The organism is Zobellella sp. An-6, assembly GCF_052487945.1.
The window spans coordinates 2,930,793-2,947,615 of sequence record NZ_CP199259.1 but is presented as its reverse complement, the minus strand read 5'-3'; the positions used below and the strand labels follow the sequence as shown (position 1 = coordinate 2,947,615).

21 protein-coding genes are annotated in these 16,823 nt (G+C 63.2%); 17 read left to right on the top strand and 4 right to left on the bottom strand.

From position 1 onward, the window contains the following. Positions 1 to 3: 3 nt before the first annotated feature. From ACT7DK_RS13795 to ACT7DK_RS13745, 11 genes are read left to right on the top strand one after another with little or no spacing between them, the layout of a single operon-like run. Complete coding sequence (locus ACT7DK_RS13795) at positions 4 to 957, top strand: YbgA family protein (RefSeq protein WP_445400094.1); 954 nt, start codon at positions 4 to 6, stop codon at positions 955 to 957. Then, the gene (locus ACT7DK_RS13790; RefSeq protein WP_445400092.1) at positions 947 to 1,792 is read left to right on the top strand and encodes a MerR family transcriptional regulator; all 846 of its coding nucleotides are present in this window, start codon (positions 947 to 949) and stop codon (positions 1,790 to 1,792) included. The genes ACT7DK_RS13795 and ACT7DK_RS13790 overlap by 11 nt, the downstream gene beginning before the upstream one ends. Then, entirely contained in the window at positions 1,764 to 3,173 is a 1,410-nt protein-coding gene (phrB, locus tag ACT7DK_RS13785) for a deoxyribodipyrimidine photo-lyase (protein WP_445402358.1), read from the top strand. Before ACT7DK_RS13790 ends, phrB begins: the two co-directional genes overlap by 29 nt. Continuing rightward, entirely contained in the window at positions 3,170 to 3,592 is a 423-nt protein-coding gene (locus tag ACT7DK_RS13780) for a nuclear transport factor 2 family protein (protein ID WP_445400090.1), read from the top strand. The genes phrB and ACT7DK_RS13780 overlap by 4 nt, the downstream gene beginning before the upstream one ends. Further along, positions 3,589 to 4,320 carry an SDR family NAD(P)-dependent oxidoreductase gene (locus ACT7DK_RS13775; protein ID WP_445400088.1) on the top strand — a complete coding sequence of 244 codons (732 nt, stop codon included), beginning with the start codon at positions 3,589 to 3,591 and terminating at the stop codon, positions 4,318 to 4,320. The genes ACT7DK_RS13780 and ACT7DK_RS13775 overlap by 4 nt, the downstream gene beginning before the upstream one ends. Then, entirely contained in the window at positions 4,317 to 5,564 is a 1,248-nt protein-coding gene (locus tag ACT7DK_RS13770; RefSeq protein ID WP_445400086.1) for an NAD(P)/FAD-dependent oxidoreductase, read from the top strand. The genes ACT7DK_RS13775 and ACT7DK_RS13770 overlap by 4 nt, the downstream gene beginning before the upstream one ends. Next, entirely contained in the window at positions 5,561 to 6,280 is a 720-nt protein-coding gene (locus ACT7DK_RS13765) for a DUF1365 domain-containing protein (protein ID WP_445400084.1), read from the top strand. Before ACT7DK_RS13770 ends, ACT7DK_RS13765 begins: the two co-directional genes overlap by 4 nt. A 10-nt stretch (positions 6,281 to 6,290) precedes the next feature. Next, positions 6,291 to 7,544: a class I SAM-dependent methyltransferase gene (locus tag ACT7DK_RS13760; protein WP_445400082.1), complete on the top strand. Its 1,254-nt coding sequence runs from the start codon at positions 6,291 to 6,293 to the stop codon at positions 7,542 to 7,544. Further along, on the top strand, positions 7,514 to 7,996 hold the full coding sequence (locus tag ACT7DK_RS13755; RefSeq protein ID WP_445400080.1) for a DUF2878 domain-containing protein: 483 nt from the start codon (positions 7,514 to 7,516) through the stop codon (positions 7,994 to 7,996). Before ACT7DK_RS13760 ends, ACT7DK_RS13755 begins: the two co-directional genes overlap by 31 nt. Before the next feature lie 2 nt (positions 7,997 to 7,998). Next, complete coding sequence (locus ACT7DK_RS13750) at positions 7,999 to 8,481, top strand: chalcone isomerase family protein (protein ID WP_445400078.1); 483 nt, start codon at positions 7,999 to 8,001, stop codon at positions 8,479 to 8,481. Between the two features lies 1 nt (position 8,482). Continuing rightward, the gene (locus tag ACT7DK_RS13745; protein ID WP_445400076.1) at positions 8,483 to 9,001 is read left to right on the top strand and encodes a DUF3833 domain-containing protein; all 519 of its coding nucleotides are present in this window, start codon (positions 8,483 to 8,485) and stop codon (positions 8,999 to 9,001) included. Positions 9,002 to 9,161: 160 nt separating this feature from the next. Here ACT7DK_RS13745 and yfbR read toward each other — a convergent pair whose 3' ends face one another. Beyond that, a complete protein-coding gene (yfbR, locus tag ACT7DK_RS13740; RefSeq protein ID WP_445400074.1) occupies positions 9,162 to 9,755 on the bottom strand; it encodes a 5'-deoxynucleotidase in 594 nt (197 codons plus the stop codon). Between the two features lie 68 nt (positions 9,756 to 9,823). Between yfbR and ACT7DK_RS13735 the strand changes: the two genes are divergently transcribed. Continuing rightward, positions 9,824 to 10,114, top strand: a complete 291-nt coding sequence (locus tag ACT7DK_RS13735) for a DUF1244 domain-containing protein (RefSeq protein WP_445400072.1) — start codon at positions 9,824 to 9,826, stop codon at positions 10,112 to 10,114. 236 nt (positions 10,115 to 10,350) lie between these two features. On the opposite strand, the gene purU is transcribed toward ACT7DK_RS13735, so the two are convergent. From purU to ACT7DK_RS13720, 3 genes are all read right to left on the bottom strand, one after another. Continuing rightward, positions 10,351 to 11,187 carry a formyltetrahydrofolate deformylase gene (gene purU, locus ACT7DK_RS13730; RefSeq protein ID WP_445400070.1) on the bottom strand — a complete coding sequence of 279 codons (837 nt, stop codon included), beginning with the start codon at positions 11,185 to 11,187 and terminating at the stop codon, positions 10,351 to 10,353. 38 nt (positions 11,188 to 11,225) lie between these two features. After that, positions 11,226 to 11,684 (bottom strand): YchJ family protein, encoded by a 459-nt coding sequence (locus ACT7DK_RS13725; protein WP_445400068.1) that lies wholly within the window; start codon positions 11,682 to 11,684, stop codon positions 11,226 to 11,228. A 110-nt stretch (positions 11,685 to 11,794) separates the two neighbouring features. Then, on the bottom strand, positions 11,795 to 12,709 hold the full coding sequence (locus tag ACT7DK_RS13720; RefSeq protein ID WP_445400066.1) for an OmpA family protein: 915 nt from the start codon (positions 12,707 to 12,709) through the stop codon (positions 11,795 to 11,797). Positions 12,710 to 13,142: 433 nt separating this feature from the next. Between ACT7DK_RS13720 and ACT7DK_RS13715 the strand changes: the two genes are divergently transcribed. From ACT7DK_RS13715 to dapB, 5 genes are all read left to right on the top strand, one after another. Then, positions 13,143 to 13,403, top strand: coding sequence for a helix-turn-helix domain-containing protein (locus ACT7DK_RS13715; protein WP_094038036.1), 261 nt, complete (start codon positions 13,143 to 13,145; stop codon positions 13,401 to 13,403). An 87-nt stretch (positions 13,404 to 13,490) separates the two neighbouring features. Continuing rightward, complete coding sequence (locus ACT7DK_RS13710; RefSeq protein ID WP_445400064.1) at positions 13,491 to 14,285, top strand: M48 family metallopeptidase; 795 nt, start codon at positions 13,491 to 13,493, stop codon at positions 14,283 to 14,285. Between the two features lie 8 nt (positions 14,286 to 14,293). Then, positions 14,294 to 15,214 (top strand): ROK family protein, encoded by a 921-nt coding sequence (locus tag ACT7DK_RS13705; RefSeq protein WP_445400062.1) that lies wholly within the window; start codon positions 14,294 to 14,296, stop codon positions 15,212 to 15,214. Between the two features lie 51 nt (positions 15,215 to 15,265). After that, the gene (locus ACT7DK_RS13700) at positions 15,266 to 15,877 is read left to right on the top strand and encodes an FKBP-type peptidyl-prolyl cis-trans isomerase (RefSeq protein WP_445400060.1); all 612 of its coding nucleotides are present in this window, start codon (positions 15,266 to 15,268) and stop codon (positions 15,875 to 15,877) included. 132 nt (positions 15,878 to 16,009) lie between these two features. Continuing rightward, positions 16,010 to 16,822, top strand: coding sequence for a 4-hydroxy-tetrahydrodipicolinate reductase (gene dapB / locus ACT7DK_RS13695; RefSeq protein WP_445400058.1), 813 nt, complete (start codon positions 16,010 to 16,012; stop codon positions 16,820 to 16,822). Position 16,823: the final 1 nt, after the last annotated feature.

Here is a 16,823-nt window from a genome sequence, read left to right as displayed (position 1 = left end):
TTTATGTACAAGTTTGACCCCGGCCTGATCCGGATCGGCGTCAGTGGCTGCCTGGTCGGGCAGCGGGTGCGTTTCGACGGCGGCCACAAGCGTTCCGACTTCTGCACCGAAGAGTTGGCCCGTTTCGTCGAGTTCGTGCCCCTCTGTCCGGAAATGGCCATCGGTCTGGGTACGCCCAGGCCCAGCATCCGCCTCGTCAACCAGGCGGGAGAGGTGCGGGCCCTGACCGCCCGGGGGGAGGATCTGACCGAACGGCTGCGGGCCTACGGCCGCGACATGGCCGTCCGGCTCGGGGGGCTGAGCGGTTACATCCTCTGCGCCAAGTCGCCCAGCTGCGGCATGGAGCGGGTGCGGGTCTACCACGACAGCGGCAAGGGCAACGCCAAGGAAGGCACCGGCCTCTATGCCGCCGAGCTGATGCGGGCCCTGCCCCTGCTGCCCCTGGAGGAGGACGGCCGGCTCCAGGATCCCGTGCTGCGGGAAAACTTCGTGACCCGCATCTACGCCTTTCACGACTGGCAGTGCCTGCTGCACCGGGGCCTGACATCGTCGCGGCTGATCGCCTTTCACAGCCGCTACAAGTACCTGCTGATGGCCCACCACAGGGACAGCTACCAGGCATTGGGACAATTGCTTTCGGATCTCTCCGTCGGGGTCGAGCAGAAGGCCGACGCCTACATCGCCGGCATGATGCAAACCCTGGCCCGGCGGGCCGGCCGCCGGGGTCACACCAATGTGCTGCAGCACCTGCAGGGCTATTTCAAGAGGCAGCTCAGCTCCCGCCAGCGCCAGGCGCTGGCCCGTACCATCCATCAGTACCGAAAGGGCGAGTTGCCCCTGCTGGCGCCCATCACCCTGTTCCGCCATTACCTGGAAGAACATCCCAACGACTACCTGCGCCAGCAGGTCTATCTCAACCCCCATCCGGAGGCATTGCGGCTGCGTTATGGCATCTGAACCCAAGTACCCGATCCGGGAGGTATCCCGCCTCACCGGCATCAATCCGGTCACCCTGCGCGCCTGGCAACGCCGCTACGGCCTGCTCAAACCGGCGAGGACCGACAAGGGCCACCGGCTCTATTCCGAGGAGGACATCGCCCTGATCCGCCGGATCCTGCACTGGCTGGAGCAGGGTGTCAGCATCGGCCAGGTCAAGGGGTTGCTGGCCAGCCCGACCCCGGTAGCGGAAGGTTCCAACTGGGAGCAGGCGCAGGCCCGACTGCTGGCCGCCGCTCAGGAGCTCAATCTGGGCCGGCTGGAAGCCGAGCTGCTCGAGCTGACCAGCCTCTATCCGGCGGAGCTGCTGCTGCGCCGGGTGATCGAGCCCTGGTTGCTGGCGCTGGCCGGCCAGGCGCGCCCGGACGCGGGCCTTATCGAACAAAGTGCCCGCGCCCTGCTGCTGCGGCTTTGCTACCAGCTGCTGACCATCAAGACCGGGCCGCGCATCGCCCTTGCCCGGGCCGGGCAGGTGGGGGAGCTGCACACCGCCCTGGCCCAGTTCGAGTTGCAGGGACTGGAATGCCGCAGCCTGGATCTGGGTGTGCTCGATGCCCAGGCCCTGCCCCTGGCCATGGCGCGGCTGAAGAGCCCGGTGCTGGTGGTGCTGCTGGGGGCCGGCCTGACCCAGAGCTGGTTCCGGGAGGCGCAGGCACAGCTGCCCGAGGCGTGTTTTTTCGTGGGCGAGCTGGGGGAGCTTTACCGGCAACAGGGCTGGATGGCGCGGCCCTATGCCGCGAGCCTGAGCGACATTGTGAGGAAGCATGATGCGGCATTTGGTCTGGTTCAGAACTGATCTGCGGCTGGCCGACAACCCGGCCCTGCACGAGGCGACGGCGGGTGGCGCCCGGGTGGAGGCGGTCTATGTGGATTGCCCGGAGCAGTGGCGTCGGCATGGCAACGCTCCCATCCAGCGTGACTTTCTGCGCCGCAACCTGCAGTACCTGGCCGATGGGCTGGCGGCGCTCGGTGTTCCCCTGACTCAGCTGCAGGCCGACAGCTTTGCCGAGGTACCGGCGCTGCTGGCCGAGTGGAGCGCCGCCCGGGGCATCGATGCCCTTTATGCCAACCGGGAAATCGGCATCAACGAGCGCCGGCGCGATAAGGCGGTGCAGCAGATACTGACCATCCCTTGCCGGGTGTTCAACGGCGACTGCGTGGTCAGCCACGGCAGCCTGACCACCCGGGGCGGCGACATGTACCGGGTGTTCACCCCCTTCGCCAAAGCCTGGCTGGGGCGGTTGCGCGGCAGCGGCTACCGGCTGCTGCCGGCGCCGCTTCGACAGGGAGAACCTCTGTCCCCGGTCGTCATCCACCTCGGGGGAGAAGTCGTTTCCAGCCAGGCGTGGCCGGCGGGGGAGGACGGGGCGGCCAGGCGGCTGGCGGACTTCTGTCGCGAGCAGCTGCGCCATTATGGCGAGCGGCGCGACTACCCGGCCCTGCAGGCTACCAGCAGCCTGTCGCCCTATCTGGCGCTGGGGGTGTTGTCTCCCAACCAATGTCTGGCCGCCATCGAGGCCGAGCTGGGCGCCTTGCCGCTGAGCCGGGGCGAGCGAGGCTTCAGCTGGCTGAACGAGCTTATCTGGCGCGAGTTCTACCGGCACCTGCTGGTGGTGTTCCCCGCACTGTCCATGCACCGTGCCTTCAAGCCGGAAACCGAGGCCCTGCGGTGGGGTAATGATGAGCAGTTGTTCGGGTGCTGGTGCCGGGGCCAGACCGGCTATCCCATTATCGATGCCGCCATGCGCTGCCTGAATGACACCGGCTGGATGCACAACCGGCTGCGGATGATAGTGGCAAGCTTCCTCACCAAGGATCTGCATGTCGACTGGCGTTGGGGCGAGGCTTATTTCATGTCCCGCCTGATCGACGGCGAGCTGGCCGCCAACAACGGTGGCTGGCAGTGGGCGGCGGGGACGGGCGCCGACGCCGCGCCCTATTTCCGGGTGTTCAACCCCACCACCCAGAGCGAGCGCTTCGACCCGGACGGCGACTTTATCCGTCGCTGGGTGCCCGAACTGGCCGGGGTGCCTGCCGCCGCCATCCACGCCCCCCATGAATGGCTGGCAAGGTACCGCCCCGGGCATGGCTATTACCTTCCCGTGGTGGATCACGGCCGGGCCCGGCTGCACGCCATCGCCATGTTCGATGCCCTCAAAGACCGGGAGGCGGTATGAGCCCCGTCCTGTCCGCCTTCTGTGAGCTTTACCGCCGGCTCGGCCCGGATGGGCTGGAGGGCTTGCGCCAGGTCTACGCCGAGGAGGTGCACTTCTGCGATCCGGCCCACGATCTCCATGGCCTGGAGTCCCTGGTCGACTATTTCGAGGGCCTCTTTGCCCACGTCGGCCAGTGCCGGTTTGACATCGAGCAGGTGATGGAGCAGCGGGGGGAGGCCTTCGTGCGCTGGCAGATGGTCTTCAGCCACCCCCGGCTGAACGGTGGCGAGCCCGTGCAGGTGCCCGGCGTCAGCCACCTGCGTTTCGATGAGCGGGTGTACTACCACAGGGATTATTTCGATCTCGGCAAGCTGCTCTATGAGCAGTTGCCGCTCCTGGGTGCGCTGATCCGTGCCCTCAAGCGGAGGTTGGTCTCATGAAAAAGAGGGTGCTGATTACCGGGGCCGGCTCCGGCATCGGCCTGCAACTGGTTCGGGATTACGCCGCCGACGGTTGGCAGGTGGTGGCCTGTGGCCGGGACAGGAGCCGGCTGGAGCAGGTGCTGGAAGGCGTCGATGCCGAGCTGTGTCTGTTCGACATGGAAAACCGGGAGCAGTCGGCGCGGGTGCTGTCCGCTCAGGGCGAACTGGATCTGGTCATCCTCAACGCCGGCACCTGCGAGTACATCGACGATGCCCTGCGCTTCGACGCCGCCCTGTTCGAACGGGTGATACGGACCAATCTCATCGGCACCGTCAACTGCCTCGCGCCCTTGCTGACGCGGATAAAAAGCGGCGGAAGGCTGGCCCTGGTCGGCTCGTCGGTTACCTGGCTGCCCCTGACCCGGGCCGAGGCCTACGGCGCCTCCAAGGCGGGGCTGGATTACCTGGCCCGCAGCCTGGCCCTCGACCTGTCTCCCCGGCGGATAGGGGTGAGCCTGATCCGGCCCGGCTTCGTCGACACCCCCCTGACCCGCAGGAACGACTTCCCCATGCCCGGACGCATCGGCGTCCAGCAGGCGAGCCGCGCCATCCGCCGCGGCCTGGCCCGGGGGAAGGCCGAGATCGCGTTCCCCTTCGTCTTTGTGCAGGTATTGCGCCTGCTGTCCTGGCTGCCGCGCGGACTCTGGCTGCGGCTGGCACGCCGAACCCTGAGGAGCACGAGATGAGCAAGATGGCCATCATCGGCAGTGGCATTTCCGGCCTGACCTGTGCCTGGTTGCTGAACCAGGATCACGACATCACCCTGTTCGAGGCAAATGACTACCTGGGCGGCCACACTGCCACCGTGGATGTGGAGCTGGGCGGTCGCCACCATGCGGTGGACACCGGTTTTATCGTGTTCAACGACAGAACCTATCCCCACTTTCAACGGCTGCTGTCCCGCATCGGAGTGCAGGCCAGGGCCACCGAGATGAGTTTCAGCGTGCATCAGGCCCGCACCGGGCTGGAATACAACGGCCATACCCTGAACACCCTGTTCGCCCAGCGCCGCAACCTGCTGAGCCCGCGTTTTTATGGCTTTCTGGCCGAGATAGTGCGCTTCAACCTGCTGTGCAAGCAGGTGCTGAAGCTCGGTAGTCTGGACGACGGCGATACCCTGGGCGCCTTCCTGCAGAAACATCGTTTTTCGGACTTCTTCGCCGGTCATTACATACTGCCCATGGTCGCGGCCATCTGGTCTTCTTCCCTGGCCGACAGCCGGGATTTTCCCCTGGCTTTTTTCCTGCGTTTTTTCAACCACCATGGCCTGCTCAACCTGGTGGACCGGCCCCGGTGGTTCGTGATCGAGGGCGGCTCGCGCAGCTATATCCCGGCGCTGACCGCCTCGCTCGGAGATATCCGCCTCAACAGCCCGGTGCTGGGCATCCGGCGGAACGCGGACGGGGTACGCATCCAAAGCCGTGCCGGGGAAGAACTCTTCGACCAGGTGATCCTCGCCTGCCATTCGGATCAGTCCCTGCGGCTGCTGACCGACGCCACCGAGGCCGAACGGCAGATACTGGGCGGCCTGCCCTACCGGGACAACGAGGTGGTGCTGCATACCGACAACCGGCTGCTGCCCCGGGAGCCCAGGGCCTGGGCCAGCTGGAACTACTGGCTGGACGGCGGCGAGGAGGCGCTGCCCTCGGTCACCTACAACATGAACATACTGCAGGGGTTGCAGGCGGAAGAGACCCTGTGTGTCACCCTCAATCGCAGCCGGGATATCGATCCTGCCCGTATCCTGCGGCGTTTCACCTATGCCCACCCGGTCTACAACCGGGAGGCCATCCGGGCCCAGGGCCGGCGGAAAGAAATCTGCGGCATCCACCGGACCCACTTCTGCGGTGCCTACTGGTACAACGGTTTCCATGAAGACGGGGTGCGCAGCGCACTGGATATCTGTAGACGTTTCGGGGCGGAACTATGAGCCTGAACAGCGCCATCTATCACGGTCAGGTGCGCCACCGACGCTACCGTCCCCAGGAGCATCGCTTCAGCTACGGCCTCTACATGCTGGCGCTGGATCTGGACGAGCTGGAGCGGCTCGGCCGGGAGAGCCGGCTGTTCGGCTGCGAGCGTTTCGCCCCCCTGAGCTTTCGCCGCCGGGATTACCTGGGCGATCCTGCCGTGCCGCTGAAAGCGGCGGTGCTGACGGAGGTGGCCGGTCTGGGCGGCGATACCCTCGGCCTCGATCGGGTGGTGATGCTCGGCCAGGTGCGTTGCTTCGGGCTCTATTTCAGCCCGGTCAACTTCTTCTTCTGTTACCGGGGCGAACAGGCCAGCTACCTGCTGGCGGAAGTGCACAACACACCCTGGCGGGAGCGCCATTGCTACCTGGTGGACCTGGTCCGGCCCCAGCCCAGCGACAAGGTGTTCCACGTTTCCCCCTTTATGGGCATGGAAATGAAATATCACTGGTGCATCCAGCCACCCGGGAGGCGGGTATTGATCCATATCGAGAACCGGGAGCCGGCCTTGTTGTTCGATGCCACCGTGGCCCTGCACCGGCAAGACTTCGGCGCCACGGCCCTGAAGGTGGCACTGCTGCAATGGCCGATGATGTCGCTGACCATACTGCGCGGCATCTACTGGCAGGCGCTGCGCTTGTTGATGAAACGTGTTCCCTATCATCCACATCCCTGAAGGAAGCCTTATGGAAACGACCCTGAGCATGGCAGAACCCCGTCGACTGGAGCGTTGGGCTCGTCGACTGGCATTTTCCCTGCTGTCCGGCCTGAAAGGGGGCGGCCTGACCGTGCAGGACGGCGACGACAGATTCGAGTTCGGTGAGCGGAGCGCCGAGCTGCAGGCCAGTATCCTGGTGCTCGATCCCCGCTTCTATCGCCGGCTGATGACGGGTGGCAGCATAGGGGCGGCGGAATCCTGGGTGGAGGGGGGCTGGCACAGCCCGGATCTTACCGCCCTGGTACGCCTTTTCGCCCGCAATCTGCAGGTGCTCGACGGGCTGGAACGGCGCCTGGGCTGGTTGACCATTCCCTGGCACAAGGTCCGGCACCGGCGCAATCGTAACTCCAGGGCCGGCAGCCGGGCCAATATCGCCGCCCACTACGATCTGGGCAATGACCTGTACCGGCTGTTCCTGGATCCCCTGATGCAGTATTCCTCGGCGGTGTTTCCCGACGCCAACGCCAGCCTGGAGCAGGGCCAGGAACACAAGCTCAGGCTCATCTGTGAGCGGCTGGAGCTCAAGGCGTCCGATCACCTGCTGGAGATCGGTACCGGCTGGGGGGGATTGGCCTGCTTTGCCGCAACACGTTACGGCTGCCGGGTGACCACCACCACCCTGTCCCGGGCCCAGTTCGAGCATGCCCGGGCCCGGGTGGCGCAGGAAGGCCTGGAAGACAGGGTGACGCTGTTACTTGAAGATTACCGGGATCTCCGGGGGCGGTACGACAAACTGGTGTCGGTGGAGATGATCGAGGCGGTGGGGCATCAGTACCTGCCCGCCTACTTCCGCACCCTGGATCGCCTGCTCAAGCCTGATGGCCGAATGCTGCTCCAGGCCATCACCATCTCCGATCAGCGTTACGATCAGTACCGCAAGGGGGTGGATTTCATTCAGCGCTATATCTTTCCCGGGGGCTGCCTGCCCTCGGTCAGCGAGATGTGCCGGCACCTGAAGGAGCAGACCGACATGAGTCTGATTCGGTTGCACGACTACGGCCTGCACTACGCCGAGACCCTGAAGATCTGGGCCGAGCGTTTTCACTTGGCCGAGGCACGACTGAAGGCGCTGGGTTACGGCCAGGACTTCCATCGTCTCTGGGCTTTCTACTTCGCCTATTGCGAGGGCGGCTTCCGCGAGGGAAGTATCGGCCTGGTGCATTTCGAGGCGGCCAAACCGGGAGCACGGGCATGTCCAGATGGCAATGGATTCAGCTGCTAGCCTTCGAGGGCTTCTGGCTGCTGGCGGTGGCCGGGCAGAACCGCTGGCTGGCGCTGACAGCCCTGCTGCTGGCGATCCATTTTGTGTTCACGCCCAGTCGTCGTGCCGATATGCGGGTGCTGGTACTGGCGGCCCTCGGGCTGGGAGTGGATACGGGGCTGGTGTGGTCCGGCGTCTTCGCGTTCGCAGGTTGGCCCTGGTGGCTGGCATTGCTATGGATGGGATTCGTACTAACCCTGGGACACAGCCTGGTCTGGCTACGGCGTTTTTCCCCCGGACTGCTGGCCCTCACCGGTGCCCTGGCCGGGGCTTCATCCTACCTCGCCGGCTGGAAGCTGGGAGCGGTACAGCTGCCTCTGGGGCTCTGGGCCAGCTCCGCCATTCTGGTGCCGATCTGGGCGGTCCTGCTGCCGCTGCTGGTGCGGCTGGATCAGCGTTTAAGGAGGGAGTGACGATGAAAAAGTGGTTGTGGATACTCTTTTTTCTGGCTGGCCCCGCCTGGGCCAGCCCGGTCGCGGGCCTGACCCTGGTGGGAGAGGGCAAGATGCGTTGGCTGTTCTGGGATCTCTATCAGGCCCGCTTGTACAGTGAGGATGGTCGCTACCGGAGCGGTGACTTTCCCCAGGCCCTGGCCCTGCGCTACCAGCGGGACATCAGCCGGGAAGAGCTGCTGCAGGCGACGATCGAGGAGTGGCGCCGGTTGGAGGTGGACTGGAAGCCGGAGTGGCGACAGCAACTGGCCGGGCTCTGGCCTTCGGTACGCAAGCGGGACGAACTGGTGTTGCGGGTGGAGCAGGACGGCGTCAGTCGTTTCTATTTCAACCAGCGACTGCTGGGAGAGATCGCGGACCCGGACTTCGCCCTCGCTTTTCTGGCCATCTGGCTGTCGCCGGACAGCCGGGACCCGGCCCTGACCCGTCAACTGAAGGGGAGTTGAGATGAAAATCCTGATAGTGGCCGTGAGCCTGTTGCTGATGTCCTGCGGCAGCACCATCGACGATTACGGGGAGACCACACCGCCCCTCGAACTGGACCGCTTTTTTAACGGCGAGCTGGTCGCCTACGGCATGGTACAGGACAGGGCGGGCAAGGTATTGCGCCGCTTCAAGGTTGACATGGTCGGCCACTGGGAGGGCAACCAGGGCGTGCTGGAAGAAGACTTCTTCTATGATGACGGCAGCACCCAGCGCCGGGTCTGGTACCTGGAGAAAGGGCCCGATGGCCGCTACGGCGGCACCGCCGCCGACGTGGTCAGGCCCGCCTCGGGCCAGACCCGGGGCTATGCCCTTAACTGGCGTTATACCCTGGCGGTGCCGGTGGACGGCAGGCTGTGGCACCTCGACTTCAACGACTGGATGTATCTGCTCGATGCCGACCGGCTGATCAACAGAGCCGAGATGAGCAAGTGGGGCTTTAAGGTCGGCGAGGTTACCCTCTGGATTGAGCGCAAGGGGTAGCGACATAACTGCTCCGAATGGTAGATCACTATCGGTAGCGACCGGGTTCCGCTAAGCAGACCCTCCGCGCCAGGGAGGACGCGGCGGAGCCCCCAGGGACGGGTTCACGGCGTGTCTGCGTGCGGGACCCGGTCGATGTAGCACTATTAGGATCAGTTATTTAGAACTCCGGTGCCGAGATCTCGTCGAGCGACAGGGAGAAGCTGGGGACGAAGACCTCGAGAAAATAGCGGATCTCCTCGTTCATCCGCTGATCCAGCATGGTGGTGAGCCGCTTCCTGGCCGGGGCGAACTCCCGGTTGCCGGCGGTGAGTTCCTCCTCACACTTGAGCAGGGCGCAGAGAATGTCCGCTGCCTTGACCAACTGGCCGTAGTCGTCGTCCGGCGGGCTGCTGAGCAGGGGCGCGTAGGCGGTTTGCAACTCGGCGGGGAGCATCTTCAGCAGGGTGGTTTCGGCGTTCTTTTCGATGTCCTTGTAGGCCCGGGCGATGTCTTCATTGAAATATTTCACCGGAGTGGGCAGGTCACCGGTCAGCACCTCGCTGGCGTCGTGGAAGAGGGCGCGCATGGCGGCTTGTGCCGGGTCGAGACGGCCATTGAAGCAGGTGTTGCGGATCACCGCCAGGGCGTGAGCCACCATGGCCACCTGCAGGCTGTGCTCGGCCACGTTTTCCGGTTCGACGTTACGCATCAGCGGCCAGCGTTGGATCAATTTCATACGCGCCATGTGGGCGAAGAAGTGGCTGCGGTTCATGGACTTGCCTGTGTCGTTGCGGGGGGATGCCGTTATAATGGCACTAACCGACCCCAATGGAGAAGAGAATGGACAAGCAAACCCAAACCGAGCTGGAAGCCGCCGCCTTCCGCGCCCTGCTGGCACACCTGGACAAGCGCAAGGATGTGCAGAACATCGACCTGATGAACCTGGCCGGTTTCTGTCGCAACTGCCTGAGCAAGTGGTACCTGGCCGCCGCCGAGGAGCGCGGGCTGGAGATGGACTACGATCAGGCCAGGGAGCGGGTGTACGGCATGCCCTACGAGGAATGGAAAGCCAGATACCAGCAGGAAGCCTCGGCCGAGCAGAAGGCGGCCTTTGAGAAGAGCCACAAATAACAGCCGTAAGCGGTCAGCTTTAAGCTGTAAGCTTTAAGCTGTAAGCAGCCCGGTTTTGTCTGCAGGTACGGCGTTGTACCTGCAGATTTAATACTTCGTTATTCCGCTACAGAATCAAGTTCAGCATGACGGACTCGGAACCCACTCTGCAAACAACGCCTTATTAATCAGTGCGGCTGAGAACCTTCAGCCGCCACCACTTACAGCTGACAGCTTCCAGCTCCCCGAAGGGCCTGTTACTTGAACACCACTGTCTTGTTGCCGTAAACGAAGACCTTTTCTTCCAGTACCAGGTTGAGCGCGCGGCTCAGCACCGACTTTTCCACGTCCCGGCCGGCCTTGGCCATGTCCTGGGCGGAAAAGGTGTGGTTCACGTGGGTCACGTCCTGCTCGATGATCGGGCCCTCGTCCAGATCGTCGGTCACGAAGTGGGCGGTGGCGCCGATCATCTTCACGCCGCGCTCATAGGCCTGCCGGTAGGGGCTGGCGCCGACGAAGGCGGGCAGGAAGGAGTGGTGGATATTGATGAGGCGCTGGTGATAGCGGGCCACGAATTCGGGGCTCAGGATACGCATGTACTTGGCCAGCACCACATAGTCCGGCTGGTAGCGATCGATGATGTCCGCCAGCCGCTGCTCGTGCTCTGCCCGGTTCAGCCCTTCGTGGGAAACGGTGTGATAGGGGATATCGAATTTTTCGGTCAGGTTGGCCAAGGTGTCGTAGTTGCCCACCACGGCGGCGATATCGATGTTCATGGCGCCGGCATAGCGCTTCATCAGGATATCGCCCAGGCAATGGGCTTCCTTGGTGACCAGTATTACCGCCCGTTTGCTGCCGGCCGGCACCAGCCGGCGCTGGCTGCCCTGGGGCAGGGAACCGTCCAGATCGGCAAGCAGGGTGTGATCATTGAAGATCCCTTCCAGCTCGGTGCGCATGAAAAAATGGCCGTTGTCGTAGTCCACGAATTCATCGTTACGGATGATGTTGAGCTGATGCTTGTAACAGATATTGGTGATCTTGGAGATCAGTCCCTTGGCGTCGGGACAATGGGTAAGGAGTATTTTTCGTTCCATTATGGGTGATCTGTCTGAGTTGATTGGAATCGGTCGAGTCAGCGCTTGGCGCAGCACTGTTTGTATTTCTTGCCGCTGCCACAGGGACAGGGCTGGTTGGCCCCGGTCTTGGGCGGGTTGAACTGGCCGGAATGATAGACCCAGCGCTCCTGGTGCCGCAGGAAACGGGAGCGCTCGTGCAGTACCAGCACCCGGCCGGCTTCCCGGTAGCGCACCTTGAACTCCACCTCGCCTACCTCGTCGTCCGGGGTGCCCCGGGTAAAGACGATGCTCAGGCCCAGCCAGTCGGTGTTCTGGCCGGTAGCGGCCAGTTCGTCGGCGGTCAGGCTGCCCAGGGTATCCGGATGCCAGCTGTGTACCAGGTAATCGCCCAAACCCAGTCGGTAAGCGCTGTAACGGGAGCGCATCAGGGCCAGAGGGGTCGGCGCCGGAGCGCCCTGCAGCAAGGGCTCGCAGCAGAGGCTGAACGGCTGGTGACTGTCGCAATGGCAAAGCATTTCAATGGACCCGCAAGTCAAAGAGGTCCAGTATGCCACGGTCGAAGCGGGATACGAAAAATAAAAAAACGGCTCCGCAGAGCCGTTTCGCATCCCGTCAAGCGAGGGGATTACTCGATGATTTCTACCTGGATGGTGGCCTGGGCCTTGGCATCCACGCGACGGTCGCGCTGACGCTCGGCTTCGGTCACGCCTTCGGCCAGCTCACTGCCGTACCAGGCGGTCTGGATGTTCTGGGCGGCCACACCGCGCTGGACCAGGTAGTCCTTGGCGGCCATGGCACGGCGCTCGGACAGGCGGCGGTTGTACTCGGCGCTGCCCAGACGGTCGGCATAACCGGCCAGCTCGATCTGGTAGTCGGGGTTCTGCTGGGCAAAACTGGCCACTTCGTCCAGCGTGGCGCGGGACTCTGCAGACAGATCGGACTTGTCGAAGGCAAAGTAGATGGAGCCATCGGCAGTCACGGTGCGGGTTTCGTAGGTGACTTCAGGCTGGGGCTGGGGAGCGACCGGAGCAACCGGAGCCGGGGCGGGAGTGCCACGGTTCGGATGCAGTACCAGTTCCAGCATGACGTTGTTGACGTCGGTTTCAAAACCGTTATTCACGTTGTCGCCCATGTCTTCAATACGGCGATAACGGGCCTGCACATCGACCAGATCGGATACGCGATAGCCGAGCCCCAGGCCTGCCAGCGGGGAAACGCCTTCATCACCGGCACCGGCTGAGGTGTCCCAACCCAGGGCGCCGAGTTCACCGAATACCGAGACGTTTTGGCTCAGCGGCAGGCGACCGATAGCGGACAGGTTCAACGCTCTGGTATCGGCATCACCACCGAAGTAATTGAAACCGAGCTCGGTACCAAAGTACTGGTTGAAGTTGTAACCACCGAACATGGCGACGGCTTCAGCGTCCTCGTCTGCGTTCGGGGCGAGGCGATCGATGTCTTCATAGTGGGCGTAGCCGGCACCGGCACCCAGGTACCAGTCATTGGCTTGTACACCGGCGGAAATTCCGGCCGTAGCCAAGGCGATTGCGATCAGAGAAGGAGCCACTGTCTTTTTCATTTTGTCTTCCTCATTTTATGAGAACTCGGCGGTGCCGAAATAAATGTACCACCGGCAATGAAGCCGGTGCAGTGCGAGAAGTCCTTTAGTGTTTTTGTTGTTCTGGGACTGTCCACGCGGACTCCAATATCCCAATCAGTGTACCCGCACGGCACCAGATTAGCGGTTTTCCGCCAGGCTCACAAGGGAGTGACTCGAAGGAGGGGCTAAATTTGTCGCAGCTTTTGTCAGATGGCAACGCACTTTGAGACGTGGTCAAGTTTTAAATGAGTCTTTTCTAAAATTATTTTTGCCAAAGGCTGACCAGTTCATAACGAGTCTCTTCACCGGTGTTAAACTAATATAAACGTTGTACCGGTTGTTATCGGGAATTGTCGATAGGAGTAGCAAGGTTATGAATCCTGACACCAGTTTGGTCGGAAAAAAAATCCGGCAAATCCGCGAGGCGATGGGACTCAGCCGCCCCAAGTTTGCTGAGCTGCTCCAGGTCCCTCCCACCACCTTGAAAAACTACGAGTTGGGCTACCGGGAAGTCGGCGGCGCCTTTCTGGTCGCCTTGGCACAACACCCCGAACTGCACAAGTTTACCCTCTGGCTGTTGTCGGACAAGACCATGGAGAGCGCCGGCCAGGTAAGCCCCGAACAGGACCTCTGATAACCATGCATGGGCAGGCTGCCTTCCGCGCCTGCTTTGTGCTAAAAGAGCAGGCATGGTTCATTGTCTGTGGATGAGGTTATCACCGTGCGTTCAATCGTTGCCCTTTTAATCGTCTGCGGCACCCTGCTGGGGTGCACTCAGTCGCCCACCGGACGCAGCCAGGTGCTGCTGTTCTCCGAAACCGAGATGGCCAAGTTGGGGGAGTCCTCCTTTGCCCAGCTCAAAGAGCAGGAAAAGGTCAGTAGCAGCCGGGCGGATACCGCCTATGTACAGTGTATCAGCAACCAGCTGGTGGCCGAGATCCCGTCCGGTTTGGGACAGCGTCAATGGGAAGTGGTGGTGTTCGACTCTCCCCAAATCAACGCCTTCGCCTTGCCCGGTGGCAAGATCGGGGTTTATAGCGGCCTGCTCAAGGTGGCCAGGGATCAGGATCAGGTCGCGGCCGTGGTCGGCCACGAAATCTCCCATGTGCTGGCCCGCCACAGCAATGAGCGGGTATCGCGTACTCAACTCAGTAACCTCGGTCTGAGTGCCGCCGACATGGCGCTGGGCCAGTCCGGCCTGCGCGAACCGGCCATGGCGGCCCTGGGCCTGGGAGTACAGGTGGGTTACCTGCTGCCCTATGGACGTGAGCAGGAAAGCGAGGCCGATCGGCTGGGGCTGGAGCTGATGGCTCGGGCCGGTTTCGATCCCCAGGCTTCCATCGCGCTCTGGCGCAACATGTCGGCCGCGTCCTCCGCACAGCAACCGCCGGAGCTGCTGTCCACCCACCCCTCCCACGGTACCCGGACGCAGGAGCTGAATGCGGCCATGCCCGATGCCCTGGCCCTGTACCAGCAGGCCAGGGCCCAGGGCAAGGCCCCGGCCTGCCGCCGCTAGGACAGCGTATGTACTACGGTTTCGATATCGGCGGCAGCAAGGTGGCATTCGCCGTCTTCGATGAGGCCCTGCACGAGCGGGAACGCTCCCTTCACCCTACCCCGCACCAGGATTACCCGGCGTTCCTGCAACTGCTGTCTTCCCTGGTATCGACGGCCGACAGCCGCTGGCAGGGCGTGGGCAGTGTCGGTGTCGGGTTTCCCGGTATTCTCGACGGGGAAGGGCGCCTGCTGGCACCCAATGTGCCGGTGATCCACGGTCGTGATCTTGTCGGGGATCTGCAGCGCCTGCTCGAATGTCCGGTGTCCGCGGATAATGACGCCAACTGCTTTCTGTTGTCCGAATATCACCAGGGCGCGGTGGCCGGCGCCGAACTGGCTCTGGGGTTGACCCTGGGCACCGGGGTGGGGGGGGGCCTTATCCATCGGGGACGCTTGGTCAACAGTTGTCGTGGTGGCAGCGGCGAGTTCGGCCATGGTGGCATTCCGGCCGGTCTGCTCAAACGCTATCCCGAGCTGCCGCTGTTTTCCTGTGGTTGCGGCCTGCAAGGCTGTCTCGAGACCTACGTCTCCGGCACCGGCCTGAGCCGGCTCTACGCCCACTGCAGTGGGCGAGCCCTGCCTGGCGAAGCGGTGATTGAAGCCTGGCAGCAGGGGGAGAGGGTGGCCCGGCATTGTGTTTCCCTGTACCTGGACATCCTCGCCGCCGGGCTGGGGACCCTGATGACCCAGCTCGATCCGGACGCCGTGGTGATCGGCGGCGGCCTCGGAGAATCCCCCTGGCTCTACCAGGAACTCGGTCGCCGCCTGCCGGCCTGGCTGATGGCGGGCGTCAAACCGGCACCGGTGCGGCCGCCGGTCTTCGGCGGTGCCGGCGGCGTGCGTGGTGCCGCATTATTGGCCAGGCATGCGGCCTTGCCATTTAGCTGACCGGCTTATTTTGTTAGCATGGCTTTTTTGTACCCAAACAGAGGGAATGGCATGTCGTCATATGAGACAGTAGAGCAGAAGGCCAGCTACGGTATCGGTCGTCAAATCGGTGATCAACTGAGCCAGCAATCATTTGAAGGGCTGGATGTGTCCGCCGTACAGCAAGGCCTGGCCGATGCCCTCGGCGGGGTGGAGTTCGCGGTGTCCCGCGAGGACATCAACGGCGCCTTCCAGGTGATCACCCAGCGCATGCAGGAGCAGCAGTCTGCCCAGTTTGCCAAGGCCAAGGAAGATGAAGCGGCCTTCTTCGCCGCCAACGGCGAGCGTGCCGAGGTGGAGCAGACCGCCTCCGGCCTGCAGTACGAAGTACTGGCCCAGGGGGAGGGCGCCAAACCCGCCGCCACCGACACCGTGCGCGTGCACTACCACGGCACCTTTACCGATGGCTCCGTGTTCGACAGCTCGGTGCTGCGTGGCGAGCCGGCCCAGTTCCCGGTCAACGGCGTGATCAAGGGCTGGGTCGAAGCGCTGCAGCTGATGCCGGTCGGCTCCAAGTGGAAGCTGTACGTACCCCATCACCTGGCCTACGGCGAGCAAGGCGCCGGCTCCATCCCGCCCTGCTCTACCCTGGTGTTCGAAGTCGAGCTGCTCGACATCGCCTGATGCAGAAAAAACCGGCAGCCGCCGGTTTTTTTACGCTTGGATTTTCATCAACGGAAAATTTGCAAGCGGATACTTATCTGGCAAACTTCGTGGCTATTCTTGTTAATCGCACACTATTAAGGAAAGAGCAGTATGACAAATCCGGTTCGCATCGCCGTCGCCGGCTGTAACGGACGCATGGGCAAGGTACTGGTGGAGTCCGTGACCCATACCGAGGGCGTCGTCCTGACCGCCGCCATCGAGCATGCGGGTTCCAGCGTGCTGGGCGTGGATGCGGGTGAGCTGGCCAATGTGGGCCGATTGGGGGTAACGGTCAGCGCCGACCTGGCGGCGGTGCTCGACCAGGTCGATGTCATCATCGATTTTACCCGCCCCGAGGCGACCCTGGCCAATATCGCCCTGGCCAGGGCCCATGGCAAGCGGCTGGTGATCGGCACCACCGGCTTCGACGAGGCGCAAAAGGCCGAGATCCACGCCGCCGCCGCCGATACCGCCATGGTGATGGCGTCCAACTACAGCGTGGGGGTCAACCTGGTGTTCAAGCTGCTGGAGCAGGCGGCCCGGGTCATGGGGAACTATACCGACATCGAGATAGTGGAAGCCCACCACCGCTTCAAGGTGGATGCCCCTTCGGGCACCGCGCTCAGCATGGGCGAGGTGATCGCCAATACCCTGGGGCGGGATCTGAAGCAGTGCGCCGTGTACGGTCGCGAAGGCATCACCGGCGAGCGGGATCGCGACACCATCGGTTTCGCCACGGTGCGTGCCGGTGACATAGTGGGCGAACACACCGCCATGTTCGTGGATATCGGCGAACGGGTCGAAATCACCCACAAGGCATCCAACCGCCTGACCTTCGCCAACGGTGCGGTACGGGCCGCCGCCTGGATCGCCGGCCAGCGGCCGGGCCTGTACGACATGCAGGATGTGCTGGACCTGAAATAGT